This window comes from Noviherbaspirillum sp. UKPF54, assembly GCF_007874125.1.
In the GTDB taxonomy this organism is placed as follows: domain Bacteria; phylum Pseudomonadota; class Gammaproteobacteria; order Burkholderiales; family Burkholderiaceae_D; genus Noviherbaspirillum.
Genome location: NZ_CP040128.1, coordinates 3,685,887 through 3,711,910 on the forward strand (window position 1 = coordinate 3,685,887; position 26,024 = coordinate 3,711,910).

At 63.6% G+C, this 26,024-nt stretch carries 19 protein-coding genes; 12 read left to right on the forward strand and 7 right to left on the reverse strand.

The features are described 5' to 3' along the window. Positions 1 to 18: 18 nt before the first annotated feature. From FAY22_RS17145 to FAY22_RS17160, 4 genes are read left to right on the forward strand one after another with little or no spacing between them, the layout of a single operon-like run. A complete protein-coding gene (locus FAY22_RS17145; RefSeq protein ID WP_146331409.1) occupies positions 19 to 891 on the forward strand; it encodes an SDR family oxidoreductase in 873 nt (290 codons plus the stop codon). Beyond that, the gene (locus tag FAY22_RS17150) at positions 891 to 2,510 is read left to right on the forward strand and encodes an acyl-CoA carboxylase subunit beta (protein ID WP_146331411.1); all 1,620 of its coding nucleotides are present in this window, start codon (positions 891 to 893) and stop codon (positions 2,508 to 2,510) included. The genes FAY22_RS17145 and FAY22_RS17150 overlap by 1 nt, the downstream gene beginning before the upstream one ends. Positions 2,511 to 2,529: 19 nt before the next feature. Next, on the forward strand, positions 2,530 to 3,696 hold the full coding sequence (locus FAY22_RS17155; protein WP_146331413.1) for an acyl-CoA dehydrogenase family protein: 1,167 nt from the start codon (positions 2,530 to 2,532) through the stop codon (positions 3,694 to 3,696). Positions 3,697 to 3,741: 45 nt separating this feature from the next. After that, complete coding sequence (locus FAY22_RS17160; RefSeq protein ID WP_146331415.1) at positions 3,742 to 5,742, forward strand: biotin carboxylase N-terminal domain-containing protein; 2,001 nt, start codon at positions 3,742 to 3,744, stop codon at positions 5,740 to 5,742. A gap of 76 nt (positions 5,743 to 5,818) precedes the next feature. Here FAY22_RS17160 and FAY22_RS17165 read toward each other — a convergent pair whose 3' ends face one another. Next, positions 5,819 to 6,193, reverse strand: coding sequence for an SCP2 sterol-binding domain-containing protein (locus FAY22_RS17165; RefSeq protein ID WP_371417304.1), 375 nt, complete (start codon positions 6,191 to 6,193; stop codon positions 5,819 to 5,821). Between the two features lie 32 nt (positions 6,194 to 6,225). Further along, entirely contained in the window at positions 6,226 to 7,890 is a 1,665-nt protein-coding gene (locus tag FAY22_RS17170) for an AMP-binding protein (protein ID WP_146331419.1), read from the reverse strand. 458 nt (positions 7,891 to 8,348) lie between these two features. On the opposite strand from FAY22_RS17170, the gene FAY22_RS17175 reads away from it, so the two are divergent. Together FAY22_RS17175 and FAY22_RS17180 are read left to right on the forward strand one after the other, a co-directional pair. Continuing rightward, positions 8,349 to 8,747, forward strand: coding sequence for a hypothetical protein (locus tag FAY22_RS17175; protein ID WP_146331421.1), 399 nt, complete (start codon positions 8,349 to 8,351; stop codon positions 8,745 to 8,747). 9 nt (positions 8,748 to 8,756) lie between these two features. Further along, a complete protein-coding gene (locus FAY22_RS17180) occupies positions 8,757 to 9,527 on the forward strand; it encodes a family 16 glycosylhydrolase (RefSeq protein WP_146331423.1) in 771 nt (256 codons plus the stop codon). A gap of 63 nt (positions 9,528 to 9,590) precedes the next feature. Here the strand turns inward: FAY22_RS17180 and FAY22_RS17185 are convergent, their stop codons facing one another. Together FAY22_RS17185 and FAY22_RS17190 are read right to left on the reverse strand one after the other, a co-directional pair. After that, complete coding sequence (locus FAY22_RS17185) at positions 9,591 to 11,027, reverse strand: aldehyde dehydrogenase family protein (protein ID WP_146331425.1); 1,437 nt, start codon at positions 11,025 to 11,027, stop codon at positions 9,591 to 9,593. 278 nt (positions 11,028 to 11,305) lie between these two features. Beyond that, positions 11,306 to 11,743 carry a universal stress protein gene (locus FAY22_RS17190; RefSeq protein ID WP_146331428.1) on the reverse strand — a complete coding sequence of 146 codons (438 nt, stop codon included), beginning with the start codon at positions 11,741 to 11,743 and terminating at the stop codon, positions 11,306 to 11,308. A gap of 375 nt (positions 11,744 to 12,118) precedes the next feature. Between FAY22_RS17190 and FAY22_RS17195 the strand changes: the two genes are divergently transcribed. Continuing rightward, positions 12,119 to 12,559: an ANTAR domain-containing response regulator gene (locus tag FAY22_RS17195; RefSeq protein WP_146331430.1), complete on the forward strand. Its 441-nt coding sequence runs from the start codon at positions 12,119 to 12,121 to the stop codon at positions 12,557 to 12,559. A gap of 2 nt (positions 12,560 to 12,561) precedes the next feature. Here the strand turns inward: FAY22_RS17195 and FAY22_RS17200 are convergent, their stop codons facing one another. Then, positions 12,562 to 14,817, reverse strand: coding sequence for a bifunctional diguanylate cyclase/phosphodiesterase (locus FAY22_RS17200; RefSeq protein WP_146331433.1), 2,256 nt, complete (start codon positions 14,815 to 14,817; stop codon positions 12,562 to 12,564). A gap of 298 nt (positions 14,818 to 15,115) precedes the next feature. Between FAY22_RS17200 and FAY22_RS17205 the strand changes: the two genes are divergently transcribed. From FAY22_RS17205 to FAY22_RS17220, 4 genes are all read left to right on the forward strand, one after another. Next, the gene (locus FAY22_RS17205; RefSeq protein WP_146331436.1) at positions 15,116 to 16,141 is read left to right on the forward strand and encodes a hypothetical protein; all 1,026 of its coding nucleotides are present in this window, start codon (positions 15,116 to 15,118) and stop codon (positions 16,139 to 16,141) included. A gap of 369 nt (positions 16,142 to 16,510) precedes the next feature. Then, the gene (locus tag FAY22_RS17210) at positions 16,511 to 16,885 is read left to right on the forward strand and encodes a DUF4148 domain-containing protein (protein ID WP_246860545.1); all 375 of its coding nucleotides are present in this window, start codon (positions 16,511 to 16,513) and stop codon (positions 16,883 to 16,885) included. A 300-nt stretch (positions 16,886 to 17,185) separates the two neighbouring features. After that, positions 17,186 to 18,211 (forward strand): glycosyltransferase family 4 protein, encoded by a 1,026-nt coding sequence (locus FAY22_RS17215; RefSeq protein ID WP_146331442.1) that lies wholly within the window; start codon positions 17,186 to 17,188, stop codon positions 18,209 to 18,211. Positions 18,212 to 18,256: 45 nt separating this feature from the next. Beyond that, positions 18,257 to 20,428 carry an amylo-alpha-1,6-glucosidase gene (locus FAY22_RS17220; RefSeq protein ID WP_146331445.1) on the forward strand — a complete coding sequence of 724 codons (2,172 nt, stop codon included), beginning with the start codon at positions 18,257 to 18,259 and terminating at the stop codon, positions 20,426 to 20,428. Positions 20,429 to 20,468: 40 nt separating this feature from the next. Here the strand turns inward: FAY22_RS17220 and FAY22_RS22610 are convergent, their stop codons facing one another. After that, positions 20,469 to 22,151: a methyl-accepting chemotaxis protein gene (locus FAY22_RS22610; RefSeq protein WP_305778374.1), complete on the reverse strand. Its 1,683-nt coding sequence runs from the start codon at positions 22,149 to 22,151 to the stop codon at positions 20,469 to 20,471. Between the two features lie 247 nt (positions 22,152 to 22,398). Further along, complete coding sequence (locus FAY22_RS17230) at positions 22,399 to 23,127, reverse strand: glutathione S-transferase (protein ID WP_146331452.1); 729 nt, start codon at positions 23,125 to 23,127, stop codon at positions 22,399 to 22,401. Between the two features lie 278 nt (positions 23,128 to 23,405). Between FAY22_RS17230 and FAY22_RS17235 the strand changes: the two genes are divergently transcribed. Then, entirely contained in the window at positions 23,406 to 25,883 is a 2,478-nt protein-coding gene (locus FAY22_RS17235; protein ID WP_146331455.1) for an EAL domain-containing protein, read from the forward strand. Positions 25,884 to 26,024: the final 141 nt, after the last annotated feature.

The following is a 26,024-nucleotide window of genomic DNA, read 5'->3' on the forward strand; positions in this document are numbered from 1 at the left end:
TGCAGAAGGAGATGACAGATGTATTCCTCGATTTTCCGCCCTGGCCTGTTTGACGGCAAGGTCGCAATCGTCACCGGCGGCGGCAGCGGCATCGGCCGCTGCACCGCGCACGAGCTGGCTTCCCTCGGCGCCACGGTCGCGCTGGTCGGGCGCACGCCGGAAAAGCTCGCCGCAGTCGCGGCCGAGATCGCCGAAAGCGGTGGCGCCGCGCATGCCTATCCCTGCAATATCCGCGACGAAGAGGCGGTGCAGGCGCTGATTGCCCGGATCGTATCCGAACACGGCAGGATCGATGCGCTGGTCAACAACGCCGGCGGCCAGTTCCCCGCGCTGCTGAAGGATATTTCGCGCAAGGGCTGGGAAGCGGTGGTGCAGACCAACCTGACCGGCGGCTTCCTGATGGCGCGCGAATGCCTGAACCAGGCGATGCAGAAAAGCGGCGGCGCGATCGTCAACATCGTCGCCGACATGTGGGGCGGCATGCCCGGCATGGGCCACTCGGGGGCGGCGCGCGCCGGCATGGTCAATTTCACCGAAACCGCCGCTTTCGAATGGGCGCGCTACGGCGTGCGGGTCAATGCGGTCGCGCCCGGCTATGTCGCCTCGTCCGGGCTGGATGCCTATCCGCCGGAAATGCGCGAGATCATCCTCCAGGCCGGCAAGCAGGTACCGCTGCAACGCATGGCAACGGAATCGGAAATCTCGTCAGCCATCGTCTTCCTGCTGTCCGAGGCGGCCTCCTTCGTCACCGGCACCGTGCTGCGCGTGGACGGCGGCCGCCCCCAAGTGCGGGTCGGCTTTCCGCTGGAGTCCGAGCGGTCGACGCCCGCCTTCGGCGGCTTTCACCTGGCGCGCCAGCCCAGGGTGTTTGATGAGCGGGAGCCGCAATAATGCCCGCCATCGCCTCCCGTATCGTCCCGCACAGCGAGACTTTCCAAAAGAACCGCGCCGCCCTGCTGGAACAGGTGGAACAGTTGCGCACGCTGGAACGCCGCACGCGCGACAAGTCGGCGGCGTCGCGCGAACGCTTCGAAAAGAAGGGCAAGCTGCTGCCGCGCGACCGCCTCGGCCGCCTGCTCGATCCCGGCGCGCCATTCCTGGAGCTGTCGACGCTGGCCGGCTTCTGCCTCGACAAGAGCGATCCCGCCAAATCGATCCCCGGTGGCGGCGTGGTGATCGGCATCGGGTATGTGAGCGGCGTGCGCGCCATGATCGCGGTGGACGATGCCGGCATCGAGGCCGGCGCGGTGCAGCCGATGGGCGTGGAAAAATTCCAGCGCGCGCAGCAGATCGCGCTGAGCCAGAAGCTGCCCTTCATCCACCTGGTCGAAAGCGCCGGCGCCAACCTGCTCAACTACAAGGTTGAAACCTTCGTGCTGGGCGGCAGCGGCTTTTACTGGCTGGCGCGCCTGTCGGCGGCCGGCCTTCCGGTGCTGACCGTGGTGCACGGCCCGAGCACCGCCGGCGGCGCCTACATGCCGGGCCTGTCCGATTACGTGGTCATGGTGCGCGAGCAGGGAAAGGCCTTCCTGGCCGGCCCGCCCCTGCTGATGGCGGCGACCGGCGAAGTGGCGACCGAGGAAGAGCTCGGTGGTGCCGACATGCACGCGACCACCTCGGGCCTGGCCGAATACCTGGCGGAAGACGATGCCGATGCCCTGCGCATCGCGCGCGAGCTGATGGCGGCGCTCGACTGGAACCGCGATCTGGCGCCACGCATGCCGGACTACCAACCGCCGCGCTACGACGCCGAGGAATTGCTCGGCATTGCCTCGACCGACCACAAGAAGCCGCTCGACATGCGCGAAGTGATCGCGCGCATCGTCGACGATTCCGACTTCCTCGAATTCAAGCCGGATTACGGGCCGGCGACGCTGACCGGCCATGCGGCCATCTGCGGCATGCGCGTCGGGATCATCAGCAACAACGGGCCGCTCGACCCGGCCGGCGCCAACAAGGTCACCCACTTCATCCAGGCTTGCTGCCAGTCCGGCACGCCGCTGCTCTACCTGCAGAACACCACCGGCTTCATCGTCGGCAAGGCGTCCGAACAGGCCGGCATGATCAAGCATGGCTCGAAGATGATCCAGGCCATGTCCAACGCCAGCGTGCCGCGCATTACCGTGCACTGCGGCGCCTCCTTCGGCGCCGGCAACTTCGGCATGTGCGGGCGCGGCTTCTTCCCCGACTTTTGCTTCACCTGGCCGAACGCGAGGACCGCCGTCATGGGTCCTGAACAGGCGGCCAACACGATGGCGATCGTGATGGAAGGCAGCATGCGCCGCAAGGGCCTGGAAGTGGACAAGAACTCGATCGACGCCATGCGCATGATGGTAATCGACACCTTCGAGAAGCAGACCAGCGCGGCACACATCTCGGCACGCCTGCTCGACGACGGCGTGATCGACCCGCGCGACACGAGAAAGATACTGGCGGTGGCGCTGTCGGTATGCGAAGAAAGCCGCAAGCGTGCGCTGCGCCCGGTGCAGTTCGGCGTGGCGCGACCATAACAAGACCCAGGAGACAATCATGCAATTCACCCACGAACACAATGAACTGAAGCGCAACCTGAAACGCTTCATCGACAACGAAATCAACCCGTTCGTCGATGAGTGGGAAGAAGCCGAAATCTTCCCTGCCAAGGAGCTGTTCCGGAAGATGGGTCAACAGGGCTTCCTCGGCGTATCGAAACCGGTCGAATTCGGCGGCCTCGGGCTCGATTACTCATATTCCGTCGCCATGGCCGAAACGCTCGGCCACATCAAGTGCGGCGGCGTGCCGATGGCCATCGGCGTGCAGACCGACATGGCCACGCCGGCGCTGGCGCGCTTCGGCTCGGACGCTTTGCGGGCGGAATTCCTGGCGCCGGCCATCGCCGGCGAGATGGTGGCCTGCGTCGGCGTGTCCGAGCCGGGCGCCGGCTCGGACGTGGCCTCAATCCGCACCACCGCGCGCAAGGATGGCGACGACTACGTCATCAACGGCAGCAAGATGTGGATCACCAACAGCCTGCAGGCCGACTGGATCTGCCTGCTGGCCAATACCTCCGAGGGCGGACGCTATTCCAACAAGTCGCTCATCGTCGTGCCGCTCAAGACGCGCGGGATTTCGGTGGCAAAGAAGATCAAGAAGATCGGCATGAATTCGTCCGACACCGGCCTCCTGTATTTCGACGAGGTGCGCGTGCCGCAGCGCTATCGCATCGGCGAGGAGGGGCAGGGCTTCATCTACCAGATGCTGCAGTTCCAGGAAGAGCGCATGTGGGGCGCGGCCAACGCGACGCAGGCAATGTTCAACTGCATCGACATGACGATCGAGTATGCGCGCGAGCGCAAGGTGTTCGACATGGCGCTGATCGACAACCAGTGGGTGCATTTCAAGCTGGCCGAACTGAAGACCGAGGTCGAATCCTTGCGTGCGCTGGTGCACCGCGCCTGCGAGCTGTACATCGGCGGGCAGGATGTGACCGAGCTGGCATCGATGGCGAAGCTGAAGGCAGGGCGCCTGGCGCGCACCGTGCCCGATACCTGCCTGCAGTTCTGGGGCGGCATGGGCTATACCTGGGAAAACCCGGTCTCGCGCTTTTACCGCGACGGACGCCTGACCTCGATCGGCGGCGGCGCGGACGAAATCATGCTCGGCATTATCTCCAAATACATGGGCATCTTGCCGGGCAAGAAGAAGACGGCGCAGTAAGCGCCGTTCCCCTTGCCGTACGCCGCAACCAACCGCGCACCTGATATGACCGACACCCGCATCCACTCGATCCTGATCGCCAACCGCGGCGAAATCGCGCTGCGCATCATGCGCACCGCGCGCCGCCTCGGTTTTCGCACGATTGCCGTGTATTCCGAGGCTGACCGGGGTGCGCCGCACGCGCGCGCGGCCGACCTCGCGCTGCCTATCGGCGCGGCGCAGCCGGCGGCGTCCTACCTGAACATCGATGCGCTGGTCGAGGCGGCCAGGCGCGCGGGCGCCGATGCGATTCATCCCGGCTACGGCTTCCTGGCCGAGAACGCGGCCTTCGCGCGCGCCTGTTCAGATGCAGGCCTGGTCTTCATCGGTCCTTCGGCCGACGCCATCGACGCGATGGGCAACAAGGCCGGGGCCAAGCGCCTGATGATGGATGCCGGCGTGCCTTGCGTGCCGGGCTATCAGGGTGCGGACCAGTCGGAGGCGCGCATGCAGGAAGAAGCGGCGCTCATCGGCTATCCGGTCATGATCAAGGCGGCCGCCGGCGGCGGCGGCCGCGGCATGCGGCGCGTCGGCCATGCCGGCGAGTTCCTCGCCGCGCTGCGCTCGGCCCGCTCGGAAGCCGCCAATGCCTTCGGCAGCGACGAACTGATCCTGGAAAAGGCGATCGTCGAGCCTCGCCACATCGAAATCCAGGTGTTCGCCGATATGCACAGCAACGTGGTCCATCTGGGCGAGCGCGACTGCTCGGTGCAGCGCCGCCACCAGAAGGTGATCGAGGAGTCGCCTTCGCCCGCCGTGGACGCTCAGCTGCGCGCGCGCATGGGCGGGGTCGCCGTGGCGGCAGCCAGAGCCATCGGCTACGTCGGCGCAGGCACGCTGGAATTCCTGCTCGACCGCGCAAGCAATTTCTATTTCATGGAAATGAATACGCGGCTGCAGGTCGAGCATGCGGTGACGGAAGCTGTCGCCGGCGTCGACCTGGTCGAGTGGCAGCTGCTGGTCGCGCAGGGAAAGGCGCTGCCGCTGGCGCAGGAAGACATCGACGCGCGGCTGGCGGCGGGTGGCCATGCCATCGAGGTGCGGCTGTGCGCGGAAGACCCCGGCGACAATTTTCTGCCGCAAAGCGGTACCGTCGCCTGCTGGCGCGCGCCCTCGACGCTGCGCTGCGACCATGCGCTGGAAAGCGGCCTGGCGATATCGCCGTATTACGATTCGATGGTAGCTAAGCTGGTCGCGCACGGGCGTGATCGCGACGAGGCGCTGCGCCGGCTGGCGCACGGGCTGGACGAATGCGCGCTGCTCGGCGTGAAGAGCAACCGGCATTTCCTGGCGCGCTGCATCTCGCATCCGGAATTTGCCGCCGGGCGCGCCACCACCGCCTTCATCGAGTTGCATTTTCCGGCGCAGCAGCGCGCTCCAGCGCCGGCGGATGCGGCGGCAAGACGCATTGCAGCGGCGCTGCTGGCGCTGCACCGTGCCAAAACCGGAACGGTGCGCTATCCGGCCGAGCTGCACGGCTGGTCGAGCAGCTGCCGTTATCCGCAGCCATGCCGCCTGCTGCTCGACGGCGAAGCGCTGGAACTGCATGTAACGACGCTGGAAAAACAGCGCTGGCTAATCGCCCAGGGCGATCATGACAGCGAGGTCGCCGCATCCGAGGCAACCAGCAACGAAGCGACGTTTCACCTGGACGGCCGAGCCTGTCGCATATGCCACGCGAGCTCGGGAGCAGACCTGTTTTTCGAGCTCGACGGCGTGGAGCATCGTGTCACCGACATCACCTATGCGCCCGCTCAGCGCGAGGCGAACGGCACCGCCAGCGGCCGCATCGGTGCTCCGATGAACGGGCAGGTAGTGTCGGTGCAGGTGCAGGATGGCGAAGAGGTGCAAGCCGGCCAGACGCTGCTCGTGATCGAGGCGATGAAAATGGAACACAGCGTTGTAGCGCCGCTCGCCGGCAAGCTGGCGGGGGTCTATGTGAAGGTCGGCGACCAGGTTGCGCCGGGCCGGGTTCTGGTTGAGCTCGCGGCGAATGCGCGAGGGTGAAAACCTGCCGGGCGGGTGAGCGGGCAAGCCAGCCATGCCCGCGCCGCCAAGGGGACGGCGGCGAACGGAACCGGCCCTATGCCAGCTTGCTGGTGTCGAACATCCCCTGCATGCGTTGCGCCAGCATCATGTCGCCTTCCACCTTCAGCTTGCCGCTCATGAATGCGGAAATGCCGTTGAGTTCTCCCTTGAGCATGGCCATCAGGTTGTCGTCGGTCATCGTCAGCGCCAGGTCGGGTGACGGCGCCTCGCCTTCGTGCGCGCTGCACTTGCCGTCCTCGATGACCAGATACATCGGGTTCGAGATCTTGTACTGGATGGTGGTTTGCATGCCGGCCGCGGCGCTCGGGTTGAGCGCCTGCGGCATCTTCTTGATCAAGTCATTGACTGTCATGGTGTCTCCGTTGTCGAGGTTGTCGGCCTTGTCGAAATGCCATTCGCATGCGTGCAAGGCCGCTCACGCAAAGGCAGGAAAATCGTCAATCACCGGCTGCGCAGCTCGCGCCGCAGTATCTTGCCGATCGGCGTCTTGGGCAGCTCGGTGCGGAATTCGATCTGACGTGGAATCTTGTAGCCGGTCAGATTGGCGCGGCAGTGCGCGAGCAGGTCGGTCTCGCTCAGCTGCGGGTCTTTCCTCACCACGAACAGCTTGACCGCTTCGCCGGAGTGGGCGTCGGCGATGCCGACGGCGGCCGCTTCCAGCACGCCGGGGTGGGCCGCCACCACCGCCTCGATCTCGGCGGGATAGACGTTGAAGCCGGAGACGATGATCATGTCCTTCTTGCGGTCGGTGATGCTGACCCAGCCGTCAGCGTCCATGGCGCCGATGTCGCCGGTGCGTAACCAGCCGTCTGGCGACAGCGCCTCGGCCGTTTCGGCCGGCCGGTTCCAGTAGCCGCGCATCACCTGCGGCCCGCGCACCTCGATTTCGCCCGGCTCTCCCGGCACGCACAGGCCGCCGTCGTCGCGCCGGATGCGCACCTCGGTCGACGGGATCGGCAGGCCGACCGCACCCAGGCGCGGCCGGTGCGGCGGATTGATGCATACGCCGGCGGTCGCCTCGCTCAGCCCGTAGCCTTCGATCATGGTTCCCTTGGCCAGCGTAGTCCAGCGCTCCATCACCGGACGCAGCATGGCCGCGCCTGCGCCGATCGACAGCTTGGCGGCGCGCGCGCAGTCGGGCCCGAAGCCGGGCGTGTTGGCCAGCGCGTTGTAGAGCGTGTTCACGCCCGTCATGACGGTCCACGGATACTCCCGCATCGTCTTGACGAAGGCCGGCAAGTCCTTGGGATTGGTGATCAGCACGTTAAGGCCGCCGATGGTCATGAAGGTGAGGCAATTCGCCACCAGCGAAAACACGTGGTACAGCGGCAGCGGCGTGAGCACGATTTCTTCCCGCTCGCGCAAGGTGCCGCCGATCCAGGCACGGCACTGCAGCACGTTCGCGACGACGTTGGCGTGGCTCAGCATTACTCCCTTGGACACGCCGGTGGTGCCGCCCGTGTATTGCAGGAAGGCGATGTCGTCCCTGTCCACCGGCGCTGCGCGCGGCGTCATGGCCGCACCGGCGCGCAGCGCATGGCGCAAGGTGAGCGCGCCGGGTATTGTCCAGCGCGGCACCATCTTTTTGACATGGCGTACGGCGAAATTGACCAGCGGCCCGCGCGGCAGGCCGAGCAGGTCACCGGCACCGGTGACGATCACATGGCGCAGCGCGGTGGCCGGCAGCACCTTCTGCACCTTGCCCGCGAAGTTTTCCAGCACGACGATGGCGCAGGCACCCGAATCATTCAGCTGGTGTTCCAGTTCGCGTTCGGTATAGAGCGGATTGACGTTGACCACGATCAGCCCGGCGCGCAGCGCACCGAAAATGGCGACCGGATACTGCAGCAGGTTCGGCATCATCAACGCGATGCGCGCCCCCTTCTCGATGCCCGGCAGGGACTGCAGGAAGGCGGCAAAGGCGCGCGACAGGCGCTCCAGCTCGTCATAGGCGAGGGTGCGCCCCATGTTGGTAAATGCCGGCAAGCCCGCGTAGCTGCGGCATGCCGCCTCGAACATCTGGTTGACGGAGCGGTAGCCTGCCAGATCCACGGCGGCCGGAACGCCCGGCGGATAGTCGCTCAACCACGGTTTACATGTCTCCATCTCTGTCCTCGATGTTTTTTGGTGACATCCTACCCCGCACACAAATTAAAGCAAGCGATTGACTTGTTAATGAAGCATAACATCGCCTGCCATTGATTTCGATCTAATCCGGCCATGCCGATGGCGCCGTGCATACGGGCGGCCGATCCCTTTCCGTCGATAACCAGGCGGTTTGAGCTTGCACAAGAAAAAAATTGCGGCGCTATATGCAGATCAATCGCAGAGGATATAGCGCGCGCGGGCGCAGGCCGCGCCATGCATTTGCACTTACGATGCTGGCTGCCGTCCCTGGCGCGGCAGGAAGCAGCAGGGCCGGCATGTCACCGCGAACACCACCCCAGCTTTTTCCACAAACTTTCGGCATAGGCGATATCACGTTGTCCCCAACCCGGATGATGGTGTCGTACCGGTGCGGTGACGCTGGCTGTCGCCTCCGCCATTGATGGAGGAATACGACATTGAAAACCCAGCAGCTTTTTTCCATCGTTGTAGCCGCCCTCTTCTCAGGGCTGGCCATGGCCGCACCGGCCCAGGACAGCGCGCAAGAGCAAAGCCCGTTTGCCGCCGTCCCCTTCCTCGAACCGCAGCCGCTGCAGGAACTGATCGCGCTTGACGACGGCGAATTCCTGCGCCGCCTGTTCGATGCGAGGCAAGGAAGCCGGCTCGTCGACCGCCTGTTTCCGGCCGAGTTGACGATCTTCCCCCTGTCGCACGGCTTTGCCGGCGCCCAGGATGCCTGTCTGCGCATGCGCACGCCGCAGGCTTGCCGGCTCTATCTGCACGACCTCGTCACGATCAACGAGGACAAGCTGCAGCAGAACCGCGTGCTGTCCAACCCGTTCGCGCCGGCGCGCTAAGGAGGGCACATGAAACGCTTCCTCGCGCTCCTCGCCGCCGTACTGGGCCTGCTGGCCTGGCACGCCCCGCTGCTGGCGCAGACGGTTTCCCCGTATGGCCAGTCCGCCTTCCTGTACCGGCTGACGTTTGCCGAAGAGTTCGGCAACGGTCTCAATCCGGCCATCTGGAACGACCATATCTGGTATGAGAGTTCCAATCCGACCATCAACTATGCGGTGCAAAACGGTGTGCTGAAAATCTGGCCGCAGCGCGACGCCAGCGGCAATTTCTTCAATCGCACGATCGATACCGACGGCCACTTTTCCCAGACCTACGGTTTCTTCGAGATCGAGGCCAAGCTACCGGTCGGCAAAGGCGTCTGGCCGGCATTCTGGATCTTCAACCATATCGGCACGCGCCGGCCGGAAATCGACATCATGGAAGCCTATCCCGGCGGCGGCCCCGCCAGTGGCTGGTCGGACGCCAATCTGCACCCGACCGCCTACGGCGTGACGGTATGGAAGGACGCCACCGCGCTGGCCGGCTCCAAGATGATCCAGACCACCGACCTGTCCGCCGGCTTCCATAAATACGGCCTGAAATGGGAAAGCAGCAGGATGACCTTCTATTTCGACGGCCGGGCCACCTACACGCTCAACGTGCGCATGCGCGACCCGATGTACCTCCTGCTCAGCCTGTGGTTCGGCAGCGCCAGCGGCACGCCCGATAGCACCACGCCGACCGGCAGCACCAACGCGTTCGAGATCAACTACGTGCGGGCATGGCAATTCAGGTTTTAACCAAGGCGATTCGCCGGCGCATGGCAGGGCCGGCGCGCCGCCCTGCGCCGACTGATGCCGGCCTCACGCCGAGGCCGGCAGCGGATACTGCAGCGATTTGTACTGCAAGAATTCCTCGATGCCGTAGCGGCCCAGCTCGCGCCCGTGCCCGGATTGCTTGCAGCCGCCGAACGGCGCCATGATGTTGAAGCGCCCGCCGTTGACGTCGACCTGCCCGGTGCGCATGCGCAGCGCAACCCGCTTCGCGTGCGCCTGGTCGCGCGACCAGACGCCGCCGGACAACTCGTAGGCCGATTCGTTGGCAATGCGAATGGCATCCTGCTCGTCGCGGTAGGAAATGATCGACAGCACCGGGCCGAACACTTCTTCCTGCTCGATCAGCATGCCCTGCTGCACGCCGCCGAACACGGTCGGCTGCACGTAGTAGCCCTGCTCCAGCCCGGGCGGCGGATGTGGGCCGCCGGCCAGCAGCTCGGCGCCTTCCTCGATGCCGGCGCGGATGAAATGCCGCACGCGTTCGCGCTGGCGCTCCGACACCAGCGGCCCGAGCTCGGTGTGCTCGTCGAACGGGTCACCCACCCGCATTTCGTTGGCGATGTGCGCGGCCATTGCCGCCACCTGCTCGTAGCGCGTTTCCGGCACCAGCATGCGGGTATGCGCCGAGCAGGTCTGGCCGGCATTGAGGAAGCAGGCGCGCATCGCGCCCGGCACGGCCTGCACGTAATCGGCGTCATCGAGCAGGATCGCAGCCGATTTACCGCCCAGTTCGAGCGTGGCACGCTTGAAGGTCTGGGCCGCCAACGCCGCCACGCGCTTTCCGGCACGGGTCGACCCGGTAAACGACAGCATGTCGACCTGCGGGTGGCAGGCCAGCGCCTCGCCCACCGTTTCGCCGGTGCCGCTGACCAGGTTGAACACGCCGGCCGGCAAACCGATCTCGTCGATGATTTCGGCCAGCAGGAAGGCATTCAGCGGCGCCACCTCGGAAGGCTTCAGGACCACGGTGCAGCCGGCGGCGAGTGCGGGAGCGAGCTTGGCGGCGATCTGGTGCAGCGGATAATTCCACGGCGTGATGCAGGCAACCACGCCGGCCGGCTCGCGCAGCACCTCGGAGTTGCCCACCTGCTCGGCGAAGCGGAAGTCGCTCAACAGTTCGGCATTGATGCCGAAGGTCGCCACCGGCAAGGCGGCCTGTACCTGGCGCGAGAAGCGCAGCGGCGAACCGACCTCCTGCGAAATCAGCTGCGCGATCTGTTCGCTGCGAGCGTGCAGTGCATCCTGGATTTTCCGCAGCCAGCCGGCCCGTTCGGCCGGGGAAGTCGCCGACCAGCCGTCGAACGCGTCGCGCGCGGCATAGACGGCGTCGCCGGCATCCTGTTCATTACCGAGGCAGATGCGGCCGATCACCTGCTCGGTGGCGCTGTTGGTGACGTCGGCGCTCATCTTGCCATGCGGCTTGATCCATCGCCCGCCGATGTACAGGTGCTGATGAATTTTCATTGTTTCCTCGCGAAAGAAATATGGCGTCGGAAAAATGAAGCGTGCGCCTCCACGGCCGTTCTGGCCGCGCCAATATGGTACCCAGTGCTTGGATGGGAAGTGATGCGAAGACGGGTTTATTTGTGCTCGAACAAATTTCGCGGCGGACGATGCGCTTGACGGGCATGGCTGCACGACAAGAACGCTGGCCATGTTCCATCCAGCACCCTCGATACGGCATGAATAAAAGCCGGCACGCCGCGCGGCGGCTTGCATTGCGCATGCGCGCGGGAGGACCGCTACGCCGCCACCATCACCGCGCAGCGCACCTTTTCCACCAGCACGGCATCCATCGCGCCGCGCCACCAGCGCATCGCAAAGCTCTTGTGGCGGGAGTGGCCGACGATCACCAGCTCGATGCCGAGGGTTTCAACCATGCGGGCGATGATATCGGCTGGCTCGCCGACCTCCAGGTGGGAAATCACCGTCATTCCGGCTTCGGCCAGCATCAGGCGGCCCGATTCGAGCACCTGCTTCATGGCGCGCTGCTCGGCCTCTTCTTCTTCAATGGTGGGGACGGCGGCGGCGAACTCCGCCGCGATCACGATCGGCATCGGCGTGACCACCGCCAGCAGGTGAATCTCGGTCGCGCCGCCCGGTTCCAGGCGTATGCATTCCTGCAACGCGCCGCGGCTCTCCGGCGTGCCATTGTAGGCGACAAGGATTTTGCGGTACATGCGTCCCTCCTTGATCAAAACGGAGCGGCAGCGGCGCCGCCATCCGTCCTCCCATCATACAGCGCGCTCATCCGCGCCAATTCGTTTTCCTCAATGCGCCGCGCGTCTGTTTCATTGTAGATCAGATGTGCGCTTGAGCAAGCCAAAGAGTGCGCGCCACCCGCGGCCGAATCCGTCCTCCCCCCAACCGCATGAAATCGTCCGGCAAAGCAGCGGGCATGACGCTTCCCGCTCTTGCAGTTTGATAAGATGTCGCCAAAAAAGTAACTTGCGGCGATCCCGGCGATACGCCGGTAGCCTGCCCGCCGTTACTTACGCATAATGGGCATGTTTCCCCGGCTTGCATATGCCGGCTTCCGAATAGGGTTTTCGTTCATGTTGAAAGTGGTCGTCATCGATGGCAACGCGATCTCGCGCAATCTGCTGACTTCGGTGCTGCTGAACGGCGGCTTTGACGTGGTCGGCGACGCCAATACCTCGCCGGCCGGCATCGCCGGCATGATCAAGCTCAAGCCGCAGATAGTGTGCATCGATATCGGCGGGGCCGACGACGAATGCCTGGCACGCATCGATATCTTGCGCGGCGCGCTGCCGAAAACATTGCTGTTCCTGGCCTCCGGCCAGTTCGATCCACTCACCGTGCAGACGGCGGTCGGGCGCGGCGTACACGGCTTCATCGTCAAGCCGTTCAAGGCCGAGACGGTGCTCAAGACCATCCGCAACGCCGTCATCAAGCTCGCCCGTCAGCACCGGCAGGCCGCCGCCGGCCAGGACGGCGCGGCGCAGGATGATGCGGCGCCCGTGGACGAATCCTGACTTCAGTGCGCCAGCGCCTTACGCGCTGGCATCTCGATATACTGGCGCGCGATTTCCGAGGCCGGCATCGGACGCCCCAGCAGGAAGCCCTGCGCGATGTCGCATCCGGCGCGGCGCAAAAATTCCGCCTGCTCGCTGTTCTCCACGCCTTCGGCCACCACCTGCAGCCCCATCTTGTGCGCAATCGCGATGATCGCCTCGGTGATGGCGACGTCGTCGGCGTCGTGCGGAATGCCAGTGACGAAGCTGCGGTCGATCTTCAAGCTGTCGAGCGGATACTGCTTCAGGCTGGCCAGCGATGAATAGCCGGTGCCAAAGTCGTCGATCGACAGCGCCACGCCCATGTCGCGGATGCGGCCCAGCAGCGTGATGGCTTCCTGCGGGTTGTGCATGATGGTGCTTTCGGTGATCTCGAACTCCAGCATGCGCGGCGGCAATCCACTGCGCTCGAGCGCGCCGCGGATGGTGTCGAGCAGGTCGCCGGACGAAAACTGGCGTGCCGACAGGTTGACCGCGATATGGCCGAAGTCCCAGCCGGCGTCGAGCCAGGCGCGGCCCTGGCGGCAGGCTTCGCGCATGACCCAGGCGCCGATCGGCACGATCAGGCCATTCTGCTCGGCCAGCGTGATGAAGGTGGTCGGCAGCACCAGGCCCAGTTCCGGATGGCGCCAGCGAATCAGCGCCTCCACGCCGGCCAGCCGGCCGGTGGCGGTCGCCATCTGCGGCTGGTAGTACAGCTCGAACTCGCCGCGCTCGAGCGCGCGGCGCAGGCTGTTTTCCAGCAGCATCTGCTCGAAGGTTTCGGCATTCATGTCGCTGGTGAAGAACTGGAAGTTGTTCTTGCCGCGTTCCTTGGCGCGGTACATCGCCACATCCGCATTCTTCAGCAGCGTGTTGGCATCGGTGCCGTCGGCCGGGTAGCAGGCGATGCCGATGCTGGCCGTGACGAACATTTCCTGACCTTCGATCACGAACGGCTGCGACATGCTGGCGATCAGGCGCTCCGCCAGGCGCGCGGCAGTGCCGGACGAGGGCGGGTCGTCCAGCAGCACGGTGAATTCGTCGCCGCCCAGGCGCGCGGCGATATTGCTGTGCTTGAGCTGCTGGCGCATGCGCTCGGACGCCGCCACCAGCAACTGGTCGCCGGCCACGTGGCCGAGCGTGTCGTTGACGGTCTTGAAGCGGTCCAGGTCGATGAACAAGAGCGCCAGCTGGCGGCTGGCGACGGCGGCGCGCTCGATCTCGGCGGCAAAGCGCACCATCAGGCCGCTGCGGTTCAACATGCCGGTCAGGCTGTCGTGGCTGGCCAGGTACTGCAGGCGGCTCTCGGCTTCCTTGCGCGCGGTATTGTCGGTGAAGACGCCGACGTAATTGGTGATGTTGCGGTCGGCATCGCGCACGGTCGAAATCGACAGCCAGGCCGGATACCATTCGCCGCTCTTGCGGCGGTCGCGCATCTCGCCCTGCCAGTGGCCGTCGCGCGCCAGGTGCGACAGCATGTCGCGGTTGACCTTGGACTTGGCGCCCTCGCCGGTCATCATGCGCGACAGCTTGCCCCGGGCTTCCTCGGCGGTATAACCGGTGATGCGGGTGAAGGCCGGGTTGACCGCCTCGATACGGCACTCGGCGTCGGTCATTACGATGCCTTCGCTGGCTGAATCGAAGACCCGGTTGGCCAGGCGCGACTGATGTTCGAATTCGACTTGCTGGCTGACATCGAGCGCCACGCCCATGATTGCAGGACGGCCTTCGTATTCGCACAGGCTGCCGTGCACATCGGCCCACACGATCTGGCCATCGCGCCGGATCGCGCGGTAGGTATAGCGAATGCTGCTGATTTCGCCCGACAGGCGGCGCCGATGGTTTTCCTGCAGCCGTGCAATGTCGTCCGGATGGGTCAGGTTGGCGACCGGCACGCCGATCAGCTGTTCCGGCGTGTCATAGGCGAGCAACTCGGCGGACTTGGCGTTGGCATAGGCGATCTTCCCGTCCTGAACCACATACAGGCCAACCAGCGACTGTTCGACGAACGTACGGAATTTATGTTCGGATTCGCGCAATGCATGATCGGCCTGGATCAGCGGCGTGGCCGCCGCCAGCCAGACCAGGCAGCCGAGCCCCAGGGCTAGCAGCAGCACCATCCAGTGCGGCAGGGCGACTGCCGCCACAATGGCGACGGCCACGGCAAAGCCGAGCGCCGGGCTGGACCAGTGACGTGGCAGCTTGGCCTGAGGCAGAAGTCGGAACAACCAGTTCATGATGTTTTAATTTTGCGTCCGGACTGCATTGCCGGAACGTCTCCTCGTCCCGGTGGATATTCTCCATAGTAGCGGCCTAGTTGAAGCCAAGCAACTAAATCGCGGGATTTTGCATGACCCTGCAGATCCGCAATTCGTCCTCAATTTGTGCAAGACAGCATTTATTGTTTGACTTTTAACAAATTTCCTTTAAATTCACATCTTGCCATTTATTCAATTTACAAATTCGCAACACTTTTAGGATTTTGCCCGTCATCATTATTGCTAATAAAATAATTTCAAAACGAGAAAACAACTGATGGATGAGACAACAACACTCCACTTCGAAGCACCGGACCAAGCCGTTCACGACTTGGGTGCGGGTTTCAGTTCTAGCGGGCGCGAGAGCCGGTGGCTGGCACAGCGGGGATACGGCAAGCGCAAAAAACTGACGCTGGATGAGGTCAAGGCGGTCCTGCGTCAGGAACCGGTCATTTTCGCGCCCCTGATGAACGGCAGCTCGCCGTTTGGCGACGAGTTTCCGCTCTCTTCCAGCTGGAGCCAGGATGGCGAACAGCTGGCACGGCATGTCATGCATGGCTTGAACGCGCTCAAGGACGACGAGAATGGGCTGACCCTGGTCATTGCGTGTGCCGGAGCCTACCAGCAAGGCCATATGGATCATTTGATGATCTGGAACATCTCGGTAGTCGGTGGTGCGCCCGAGTTGCAAATTGGAAATCAGGAAAACATTGGCGGCAGGCACTATCCGACTGGCCACATCAACACTGTAGCGCTTTGGCAACAACATGATCCTTCCGGCGCCAAAAACAGCAATGCGCCCGGCACGCCGGTCGACAGCTTTTTGAAAACGCCGGTCGGCCTGTCGGTGGCGCACCACGGGCTGTTCATCAACCTGTTTCCGTCATCCGCCTCGCAGAATTTCGAGGCCGCGCTGCGCGCCCTGAGCGAGGAAGAGGCGGGGCAGCGCTTCGGTTTCTTTGACGGGCAAAAGAGTTGCTTTACCACCGCGCGCGACTTGCTCGGCGCCATTCGCACCAAGGGACCGCATGGCTGCGACATCGATTGGGGCGCGCGCCAGCCGCAGCCGGTGGTACCCGAGATTCTCAACAAGCTCAGCGTGCTGACCAATAACGAGCGGCAGGTCGGCATTGAAACAGCGTTCGGCAAAGCGTGGGACCTGAACGACCAGCGCACGCGACATGCCGTCAGCCGCGACAGGACGGTATTCGCGACGCTCTCCGCCCGGCTGGGCGGCTGGATCAGCAAGAAGCCTGGCGCCTACCTGGTGAACATTCGCCCTGCCTTGCCGCGCCTGTCATAGCAAGTCCGGCATCATCGCTCGCCGTCGGGCACGGCGAAAGACCGTGCCGATGGCGCGCCATCGGCACGAATCGGTCAGCCCGCCGCCGCACCGCCCTCCCGGTCGAGATTGAGCACGGGCGTCGACACCCTCGCCTTCGACGATTTCACTCCCCAATTATTGTCCATTCGTCAAGATTACGAGCGCGATTATTCTCAAAACAGAAATAATGTATTGCAACTTTTGCTGTTTTTCCTGACGCGCGCGATCGGTAGACTGTGCTTCATCGATGAGCACACAAGCAGTGCGACTCACGACGGCAGGACCCGACGGGCAGTTTGCCTGGACCGCCGAGCCCGGAGTCACCAACCTGAATAGTGGAGAATGAAAATGAATGCGAAACAACTGATTATTGCTGCCGCCGTCTTTGCCGCTGCCGGTTCCGCCATGGCCGACCAGACTTTCCCGTATGTCGAATTCAGCAACGCTCCCTCGACCAAGACGCGTGCAGAAGTCGCCGCTGAAGTGCGCACGCCGGCTGTGGCGCAGAGCGAGTACGTCGAATTCAACAAGGTACCGCGTGGCAAGACCCGCGCCGAAGTGCGCGCCGAATTGCAGCAAGCGTATGCCAGCGGTGAACTGGCTGCGATTCGCAATACCGAATTCGTCGAGTTCAGCCATGTGGCTTCGACCAGGACCCGCGAAGAAGTGCGCAAGGAAGCGATCCAAGCCGCCAAGGCCAAGAACGTCGGTTCCGGTAGCTGATACCCCTTCTGCGCAATAGTTTTCAGGCGGCGGCCGCCAGGCCGGCGCCCTTTTTACAGCATCTCCTCCACTCCCTCCGAGAGTTGGATTTGGCCCGCAGCCGCAAGGTTGGCGGGCTTTTTTGCTTTTCCTTCCTCCCGCGCCGCCGCCCCAATGCTGCGCCGCACAACAACTTCTCCATTGCATTCCATTCGTGCAGGGCACAAAACCGGAAATGATGTGTCTCATTCAAGTAGTCCCGCCTGCGTTTCATAAACGCCACACTTGATAACGGGTTCCTCATGGGGGCTCGCACACTGCATGAAGATTGCTCAAGTCTCCCCACTATTCGAAAGCGTGCCGCCGAAACATTATGGAGGCACCGAACGCGTCATTTCCTACCTTACTGAAGAGCTGGTCCGCCAAGGACACGAGGTCACGCTGTTCGCCGCCGGCGACTCGACCACCAAGGCGCGCCTGATCGCGCCCTGCCCGCAAAGCCTGCGCCCCGAGATGCTGCGCTACCCTTGGCTGGCGTATCACACGATCCAGATGGACATGGTGGCCGAACTGGCGACGGAATTCGATGTCATTCATTTTCATACCGACTACCTGCACTTTCCGGTAGCTAATAGACTGTCGACAGCGCATGTCACGACCTTGCACGGACGCCTCGATTTGCCGGAATTGGAACCGCTGTACAAGCGCTTTCCGCATATGCCGCTGGTATCCATTTCCAATAGCCAGCGCACCCCGCTGCCTTGGGGCGACTGGCATGCGACGGTGTATCACGGCTTGCCCGACGACTTGTATGCGTTCGAACCGGACGCTGGCAACTATTTTGTTTTCATCGGTCGCATTTCGCCGGAAAAGCGGCTCGATCGCGCCATCGATATTGCCCTGCAATGCGACGTGCCGCTGTATATCGGCGCCAAAATCGATAAGGCCGACGAGGCGTATTTCGAAGACCAGATCAAGCCGCTGCTGCGTCATCCCAAGGTGCAATTCCTCGGTGAAATCGGACAGCGCGAAAAGCGCGAACTGCTCGGCCATGCCAGCGCGCTGCTGTTCCCGATCGACTGGCCCGAACCATTCGGGCTGGTCATGATCGAAGCCTTTTCATGCGGAACGCCGGTGATCGCGTACCCGCATGGCTCCGTTCCCGAGATTATGGAAGACGGCGTCACCGGCTATACCGTCACCAGCCAGGAGGAAGCCGTGCGAGCGGCCCGGAATATCCATTTGATCGACAGGAAGGGCTGCCGCGAGGCATTCGAACGCCGCTTTACCGCAACCCATATGGCGGAAAACTATCTACGCGTCTACCAGCAACTGCTGTCCGGATGAGCGGGATGTCCCCTTTCCTTGCCGGACATTAAGACGGAGAAAGCCATGGTTGAAAAAAAGATCCAATTCGGCGAGCAATGGTACATCCTCGCCACCTCCTCCCCCGCCGACGAACGCCGGCGCGTGCTCAAGCATAACGACATCTTCGCCCTGTTTGACCGCTTCGGCGACATCCAATCGATCGGCATGGGCGAAGAAGGCATTTATCACGGCGACACCTGCTTTCTGTCGCACCTGGAGCTGCTGGTCGAGGGCTTTCGGCCGATGTATCTCAATTCGACCGTCAAGGACGACAACGGGCTGTTCATCATCGAGCTGATGAACCCCGACCTCTACCCGGAAGGCAAGAAACATATCCCGAAGGGCGTGCTGCACATCTTCCGCGCCAAGCTGCTGTGGAATAACGCCTGCTACGAACACGTGCGCGTGGTGAACTTCGGCCTGGACCCGGTGGAGGCGACGCTGTCGCTGGAGTTCGGCGCCGACTACAAGGATATCTTCGAGGTGCGCGGCTTCGACCGCACCGACCGCGGCGAATACATGCAGCCGCGCGTGTCCGAGCGCGAACTGGTGCTCGGCTACAAGGGCCTGGACGACCTGATCCGCAAGACCCGCATCACCTTCGATCCGCCCCCGGTCAAGCTCAACGACCGCCGCGCCGATTTCAACGTGCTGCTGCCGCCCAAGGGCGAAACCCACTTCTATGCCACGATTGCCTGCGAGCGCGACGAAGAGCCGGCGGTGCGGGTGACGGATTACTTTACGGCGTTCAATAACTTCACCCAGGAAACCAGCGAGCGCGTGCAGAAATCCTGTACCGTGGTGAGCACCGACCCGTTGTTCAACCGCTGGCTCGACCGTTCCACCGCCGACCTGCTGATGCTGACCACGTCGAACAGGGAGGGCGGCTATCCGTATGCCGGCCTGCCGTGGTATTCCACCACCTTCGGGCGCGACGGCATCCTGACCGCGCGCGAATACCTATGGGTCGATCCCGGCATGGCGCGCGGCGTGCTGTCGTTTCTGGCCGCCACCCAGGCCACCGAATTCGACCCCGAGCGCGACGCCGAACCGGGCAAGATCCTGCACGAGGCGCGCCAGGGCGAGCTGGCCAACCTGAAGGAAATCCCGTTCGGGCGCTACTACGGCACGGTCGACGCCACGCCGCTGTTCGTCGGACTGGCCGGCGCCTATTACGAGCGCACTGGCGACCTCGCCTTCATCCGCACCATCTGGCCCAACATCCGCAACGCACTGCACTGGATCGACAAGTACGGCGACCGCGACGGCGACGGCTTCGTCGAATACGCGCGCTACACCGAGCAGGGCCTGGCGCAGCAGGGCTGGAAGGATTCCTACGACTCGGTGTTCCATCGCGACGGCCGGCTGGCCGACGCGCCCATCGCCTTGGTCGAGGTGCAGGCCTACGTGTACGAAGCCAAGTTGCGCGCATCCGAACTGGCGCACCTGCTGGGCGAAGGCGGACTGGCGCTGGAGCTGGAAGAAAGCGCGCGGCAACTGAAGGAGCGCTTCAACCAGGTCTTCTGGTGCGAGGAGATCGGCACCTATGCGCTGGCGCTGGACGGCGCCAAGCAGCAGTGCAAGGTCGCCTCCTCCAACGCCGGCCACGCGCTGTGGACCGGCATCGCCACGCCCGACTATGCCTTGCGCGTGGCGGATCAGTTGCTGAGCGACGATTTCTTCTGCGGCTGGGGCATTCGCACCATCCCGATCAACGCAGCGCGCTACAACCCGATGGCGTACCACAACGGCTCGGTCTGGCCGCACGACAACGCGATCATTGCCGAGGGCATGGCGCGCTACGGCTTTACCGACAAGGCGATGAAAGTGTTTTCGGCGCTGCGCGAAGCAAGCCTGTACATGGACCAGACGCGCATGCCGGAACTGTTCTGCGGCTTCGAGAAACGCCCCGACGAAGGGCCGACGCTGTATCCGGTTGCGTGCTCGCCGCAGGCATGGGCCGCGGCTTGCGTGTTTTCGCTGCTGCAGGCTTGCCTCGGGCTGAGCTTCAACCCAAGGCAATCGGAAATCCGCTTCCGCCATCCGCAGCTGCCCCCGTTCCTGGAATCGGTGGAAATCCGCAACCTGCAGATCAACGGCGCCACCGTCGACCTGCTGCTGGAGCGCTATCCGAACAACGTCGGCGTCAACGTGCTGCGCAAGGATGGCAACGCGGAGGTGGTGGCGGTCGCCTGAGTCTGCCTGCGGCCGCTCCGGGTGTTTGGCACCCTGGGCCCTAGAATTGCTCCCATTCGTCCCCGGCCGTTGCCAGCACCTTGGCGGCTGGCCTGGGCTTGGGTAGCGCTTTCACCGGCGCCGGGGCGGGCGCGAGCGACTTTACCCCGCTGCGGGGCGCCGTTACCGCAAGCGCCGGCGCGCCTTCGACCTTGAACACGCTGACGGCCTGCGCCAGCCTGCCGGACTGTTCACGCAGCGATTCCGCGGTCGCCGCGGCTTCTTCCACCAGCGCCGCATTCTGCTGCGTGACCTGGTCCATTTGCCCGATCGCCTGGTTGATCTGTTCGATGCCGGACGTCTGCTCGTGGCTGGCCGCCGAAATCTCGCTCATGATATCGGCGACCCGCTGCACGCCGGTGACGACTTGCTGCATCGTGGCGCCGGCCTGGTCGACCAGCCTGCTGCCGGCGTCGACCTTCTCCACCGAGTCGCCGATCAGCGCCTTGATTTCCTTGGCGGCGGCCGCCGAGCGTTGCGCCAGCGTGCGCACCTCGGTCGCCACGACCGCAAAGCCGCGCCCCTGTTCGCCGGCGCGTGCCGCTTCCACCGCGGCGTTCAACGCCAGGATGTTGGTCTGGAAGGCAATGCCATCGATCACACCGATGATGTCGACGATCTTCTTCGACGAGGCATCGATCGCGCCCATGGTGTCGACCACCTGGGCCACCACGTTGCCGCCCTTGACCGCGATGTCGGCCGCGGATTGCACCAGGCTGTTGGCTTGCTGCGCATTGTCGGCGTTCTGCCTGACCGTCGCGGTGAGCTCTTCCATCGAGCTTGCCGTTTCTTCCAGGTTCGACGCCTGCTGTTCGGTGCGGGAGGACAGGTCCAGGTTGCCCTCGGCGATCTGGTCGGTGGCCAGCCCGATGGCGACACTGCCCTCGCGCACATGCAGCACCGTCTCGGCCAGGCTCTTCTGCATCCTGCCCAGCCCCAGCATCAGCTGCCCCATCTCGTCCTTCGACGCCGCCTCGACCGGCCTGGTCAGGTCGCCGGCGGCAATCGCCTCGAAATGGCCGAGCATGACGCGCAGCGGGCCGGTGATGGCGCGCACCAGCATCACGGCGGACACCGCCACGATCAGCAAGCCCAGCGCCAGTCCGGCAATCGCCGTGGCGCGGATCACGCTGAACATCGACTGGCTGTCGCGGTAGCTTTGCGCGGCCACCTTCATCTGCAGCGCCGCCAGTTCGTCGGCGCGGCTGCCAAACGCGGCAAACAGCGGCTGCGCCTTCTCGCCCATCACGCGCTCCGCATCGATACGCTGGCCAGCACCGATGGCTGCGATCAGCGCCTGCGCGCCTTCGCGCAGATACTGCGTGCGCCTGGCGGACACGTCATCGGACAGCTTTTTTTCTTCACTGTCGGCGGGCAGCGCGACATACCGTTGCCATTCCTGTTCCGCTTGCGCGTGGAAATCCTCGGCGCGCTTGACCATACTTTTCACGTCATCCGTATCCATGCCCATGACTGCCTGGTCGAGCGTGGTCCGGGCCTGCAGCATGCGATTCTGCACGTTGCCGATCGCCATGGCCGCCGCCATCTGGTTGGAATAAACTTCTTTCAGCACCGAATTAGTTTGCTGCAAACCGACGATGCCCATGACGCCGCCGATAAACAGCAGGATTCCCATCAGCATCATGGTGCCGACAAGGCGGGCCTTGATTGACAAGCCTTTCATCATTTTTTTCCGTAATACGTAAGTCGGGAACAAGGCTCCCGGTCAGGTTGAACAGATGCAAGGCGACAGCCTGGATGCGCCAGGTATGGAGAGAGGCCGGGATTGGGACGCATGTGCTCGCGAGGGTGACATGCTTGCCTAACTTGCATTGGGGGCACCACTTAAAAGCTAAACCGATTGTACCCCCAAATATTTCCATGCGGCAATTATTCATCAATTCCGATGCAACACATAGCCGTAAAGCCGCTTACCCCGCATCGAGCTCCTTGTAGTGCCGGAAAATGCCCTCGTTGTTGAACGGCTGGCGCCGCTCCGATGCCAGGTAAGCCTTGACCCGCGTGCGCGCCGCCACCCGGTCATGCAGGGCCGCAAGGCGCGGATAGTCCGGTTCGAGCCGTTTCATGGTGCGCGGAAACGCATAGCGCAAGCCAGCCATCACTTGGAACATCGACAAGTCCGCATAGGTCAGCGCATCTCCCGCCAGCCAGCTGTCGCCGTGCGGATTACGTTCGAGCACGGCTTCGAAATATCCCAGGAAGCGAGGCAAGCGCATCCCGGTGAAATCGGTGGCGCGCCGCAGCGCTTCGGCTTTCTGTTCGTCGTAATACAGGCCGGCGGCGATCGGATGATGCGAGTCATGCACCTCGGCGACCAGATCGGCTATGGTTAGCTGCAACTGGTGCACCCACAGGCGGGCCGCTTCCTCCTGCGGCGCCAGCCCGTGCCTAAGCCCGAGAAACAGCAGGATGTTGGCGGTCTGGCCGATCACCTGTTCCCCAGCTTTCAGGAAGGGCGGTGCAAAAGGCGGGCAGGCAAGGTCGGCGTTTTCCAGCATGGCCATCAGCGCCGGCATGCCCATGCCGTGGCCCGAATGGTGCGCGACATCGACATAATCGACGCCCGCCTCTTCCAGCGCCAGCCGTACGAATTCGCCGCGCCCGGGGATGCCCGGCCAGTAATAAAGTTCGTAACGCATGCTGTGTTGCTCCCGACAGTTGGCGAGTTCTCAGTTTGGCAGGGCCGAAACGGAACACAAGGCCGCCATACCGGGTTTTCGGGCTGATTTGTGCGACTCGGTTGCAACATGCACAAGAATTTTCCCTGTGCAGAGATATGTCGTAATGCAATAATTCATCACAGATACAACTTAAGCCGGATCCTTGCCATGGATCCTTGCTACGAATAGGCAATCACAATGACGAGACGCTTTTTGGCGGTGTCGACGCTGCGCGGCGGGAGAGTGTCGTGAGCCCCATGCGCGCAACCAAACCGACGGCCGCAGACGCGGCACTGTGCGCCAGTGAAGAGAAATACCGCGACATCCTCGAAACCATCGAGGACGTGTATTACGAAGTCGATTTGAAAGGCAAATTCGTGCTGTACAACAGCGCCTTTTGCCGCATGCTCGGCTATACGGCCGAGGAATTGATCGGCCTCGGCAACCGGGATCTGCAGACTCCGGAGATGGCATCGCACACCTACGGCATCTTCAATCAGGTGTATCGCACCGGTGTTCCGGCCAGACAGTGCGACTGGGAACTGGTGCGCAAGGACGGCAGCGCCCTAATCGTCGAGAGTTCGGTGCAGCTCGTGCGCAACCGCCAGGGCGATGCAACCGGATTTCGCGGCATGATGCGCGACGTGACGGCGCTGCGCAAAACGGAACAGGCCCTGCGCGAAAGCGAGGCGAAATACCGCAGCATCATCGAAACCATCGAAGACCCATACTACGAGGTCGACCTGCACGGCGCGCTGGTGCTGGTGAACTCTGCCTTCTGCCGCATGCTCGGCTACACGGAAAGCGAACTGATCGGCCACAACTACAGCGACTTCCAGGCGCCGGAGGTGGCCGCGCGCGTCTTCACGGTGTTCAACCAGGCTTTCCGCACCGGCACGCCTGGCAGCAGCGTCGACTGGGAGATGATCCGCAAGGATGGCGCCCGGGTCACCGGCGAGGGCTCGCTGCAGCTGGTGCGCGGCCTGAATGGCAAAGTGGCCGGCTTTCGCGGCATCCTGCGCGACGTCACCGAACGGCGCAAGATGGAACAGGCCTTGCGCGAGAGCGAGGCGCGCTTCCGCGCGCTGACCAACCTGTCGTCCGACTGGTACTGGGAGCAGGACGCGGACTTCCGCTATACGCGCATGGAAAGCCGCAACGAGAAGACCGATTCGACGCAGCACGCGTTGCTCGGCAAGCGGCCGTGGGATGCCGGGTTGCAGATCGACGGCGGCTGGGAGTCGCATCGCGCGCTGCTGGACACGCACGCCTCGTTTCGCGACGTGATCATGCACCGCCGCCTCGACGACGGCCGCCCGTACTTCATCAGCGTCAGCGGCGAGGCGGTGTTCGATGGCGAGGGACGCTTCGCCGGCTACCGCGGCGTGTCGCGCGAGATCACCGACCAGAAGATCGCGGAAGAACGCATCCAGCACCTGGCCACGCACGACGCCCTCACCGGCCTGCCCAACCGCGCCATGTTCAGCCACCTGCTCGGCCTGGCGATCCCGGCGGCGCAGCGCTACCAGCGCGGCTTCGCGGTGCTGTTCATCGACCTCGACCGCTTCAAGTTCATCAACGACACGCTCGGCCATGAAGCCGGCGACAAGCTGCTCATGGAAGTGTCGACGCGCCTGCGCGAAACGCTGCGCGCCGACGACGTGGTGGCGCGCCTGGGCGGCGACGAATTCGTGGTGCTGCTGCGCGAAGCCGGCGACACCGAGCAGATCGCGGCGGTGGCGCGCAAGCTGCTGTCGGCCGCCATCAAGCCGGTCGAATTGCTCGGCCGCGAGTGCCGGGTGACGGCCAGCATCGGCGTCGCGATGTACCCGCAGGACGGCGAGGATGAACAGTCGTTGATGAAGAACGCCGACATTGCGATGTACTTCGCCAAGGAAGAAGGCAAGAACAATTTCCAGTTCTTCTCGAAAGACATCAAGTCGCAGTCGCTCGAGCGCCTGCTGCTCGAAAACCACCTGCGGCGCGCCATCGACCGCGGCGAACTGTCGCTGCATTACCAGGGCAAGCGCGACCTGGCGTCCGGCGCCATTACCGGCGTCGAGGCGCTGCTGCGCTGGAACAATCCGGAACTGGGCGCGGTGTCGCCGGCGCAGTTCATCCCGGTGGCGGAAGAAACCGGGATGATCGTCCCGATCGGCAAATGGGTGCTGGACCAGGCCTGCCGGCAAAACATGGCGTGGCAGAGCGCCGGCCTGCCGCCGATCTGCATGGCGGTGAACCTGTCGCCACGCCAGTTCGCCGACGAACACCTGCTGCCGGATATCGCCGCCATCCTTGAAGAGACCGGCATGCCGGCGCACCTGCTGGAGCTGGAGATCACCGAAAGCATGGTGATCCACCACCCCGGCAGCGCGCTCAAGCTGCTGCAGGCGATCAAGCAGATGGGCGTGCGCCTGGCGATCGACGATTTCGGCACCGGCTATTCGTCGCTCGGCCAGCTGAAGAACTTCCCGATCGACACGCTCAAGGTCGACCGCTCCTTCATCCGCGACCTCGCCACCAATGCCGAGGACAAGGCGATCACCGAGGCGATCATCGCCATGGGCAAGACGCTGTCGCTGACGGTGGTGGCCGAAGGCGTCGAAACGATGGAGCAGGAAGCCTTCCTGCGCACCCATGCGTGCGACGAAATGCAGGGCTATTACTTCAGCAAGCCGGTGCCGCCGGACGAGTTCGCGCAGTTGTTGGACACGCATGGCGGCGCGGTGAAATAGCAGACAGCGTGCGCAAAGTCAGCCGCGCGGCAATCTCGCGGCTGACGTGAAGGGGAAGGCATTTTGAAAAATTGTCATCCCCTTCACGCCCCTCTCCATTCCTTAAAACAATTTCTTTTCGGAACTATAGTTCCTTGAAGC

Coding starts and splice junctions, on each gene's coding strand:
- FAY22_RS17210 (WP_246860545.1), top strand. CDS start 16,511: ATGAATGCGAAACAACTGATTATTGCTGCCGCCGTCTTTGCCGCTGCC.
- FAY22_RS17220 (WP_146331445.1), top strand. CDS start 18,257: ATGGTTGAAAAAAAGATCCAATTCGGCGAGCAATGGTACATCCTCGCC.
- FAY22_RS17180 (WP_146331423.1), top strand. CDS start 8,757: ATGAAACGCTTCCTCGCGCTCCTCGCCGCCGTACTGGGCCTGCTGGCC.
- FAY22_RS22610 (WP_305778374.1), bottom strand. CDS start 22,151: ATGAAAGGCTTGTCAATCAAGGCCCGCCTTGTCGGCACCATGATGCTG.
- FAY22_RS17160 (WP_146331415.1), top strand. CDS start 3,742: ATGACCGACACCCGCATCCACTCGATCCTGATCGCCAACCGCGGCGAA.
- FAY22_RS17145 (WP_146331409.1), top strand. CDS start 19: ATGTATTCCTCGATTTTCCGCCCTGGCCTGTTTGACGGCAAGGTCGCA.
- FAY22_RS17215 (WP_146331442.1), top strand. CDS start 17,186: ATGAAGATTGCTCAAGTCTCCCCACTATTCGAAAGCGTGCCGCCGAAA.
- FAY22_RS17205 (WP_146331436.1), top strand. CDS start 15,116: ATGGATGAGACAACAACACTCCACTTCGAAGCACCGGACCAAGCCGTT.
- FAY22_RS17190 (WP_146331428.1), bottom strand. CDS start 11,743: ATGTACCGCAAAATCCTTGTCGCCTACAATGGCACGCCGGAGAGCCGC.
- FAY22_RS17185 (WP_146331425.1), bottom strand. CDS start 11,027: ATGAAAATTCATCAGCACCTGTACATCGGCGGGCGATGGATCAAGCCG.
- FAY22_RS17170 (WP_146331419.1), bottom strand. CDS start 7,890: ATGGAGACATGTAAACCGTGGTTGAGCGACTATCCGCCGGGCGTTCCG.
- FAY22_RS17235 (WP_146331455.1), top strand. CDS start 23,406: ATGCGCGCAACCAAACCGACGGCCGCAGACGCGGCACTGTGCGCCAGT.
- FAY22_RS17150 (WP_146331411.1), top strand. CDS start 891: ATGCCCGCCATCGCCTCCCGTATCGTCCCGCACAGCGAGACTTTCCAA.
- FAY22_RS17195 (WP_146331430.1), top strand. CDS start 12,119: ATGTTGAAAGTGGTCGTCATCGATGGCAACGCGATCTCGCGCAATCTG.
- FAY22_RS17200 (WP_146331433.1), bottom strand. CDS start 14,817: ATGAACTGGTTGTTCCGACTTCTGCCTCAGGCCAAGCTGCCACGTCAC.
- FAY22_RS17230 (WP_146331452.1), bottom strand. CDS start 23,127: ATGCGTTACGAACTTTATTACTGGCCGGGCATCCCCGGGCGCGGCGAA.
- FAY22_RS17155 (WP_146331413.1), top strand. CDS start 2,530: ATGCAATTCACCCACGAACACAATGAACTGAAGCGCAACCTGAAACGC.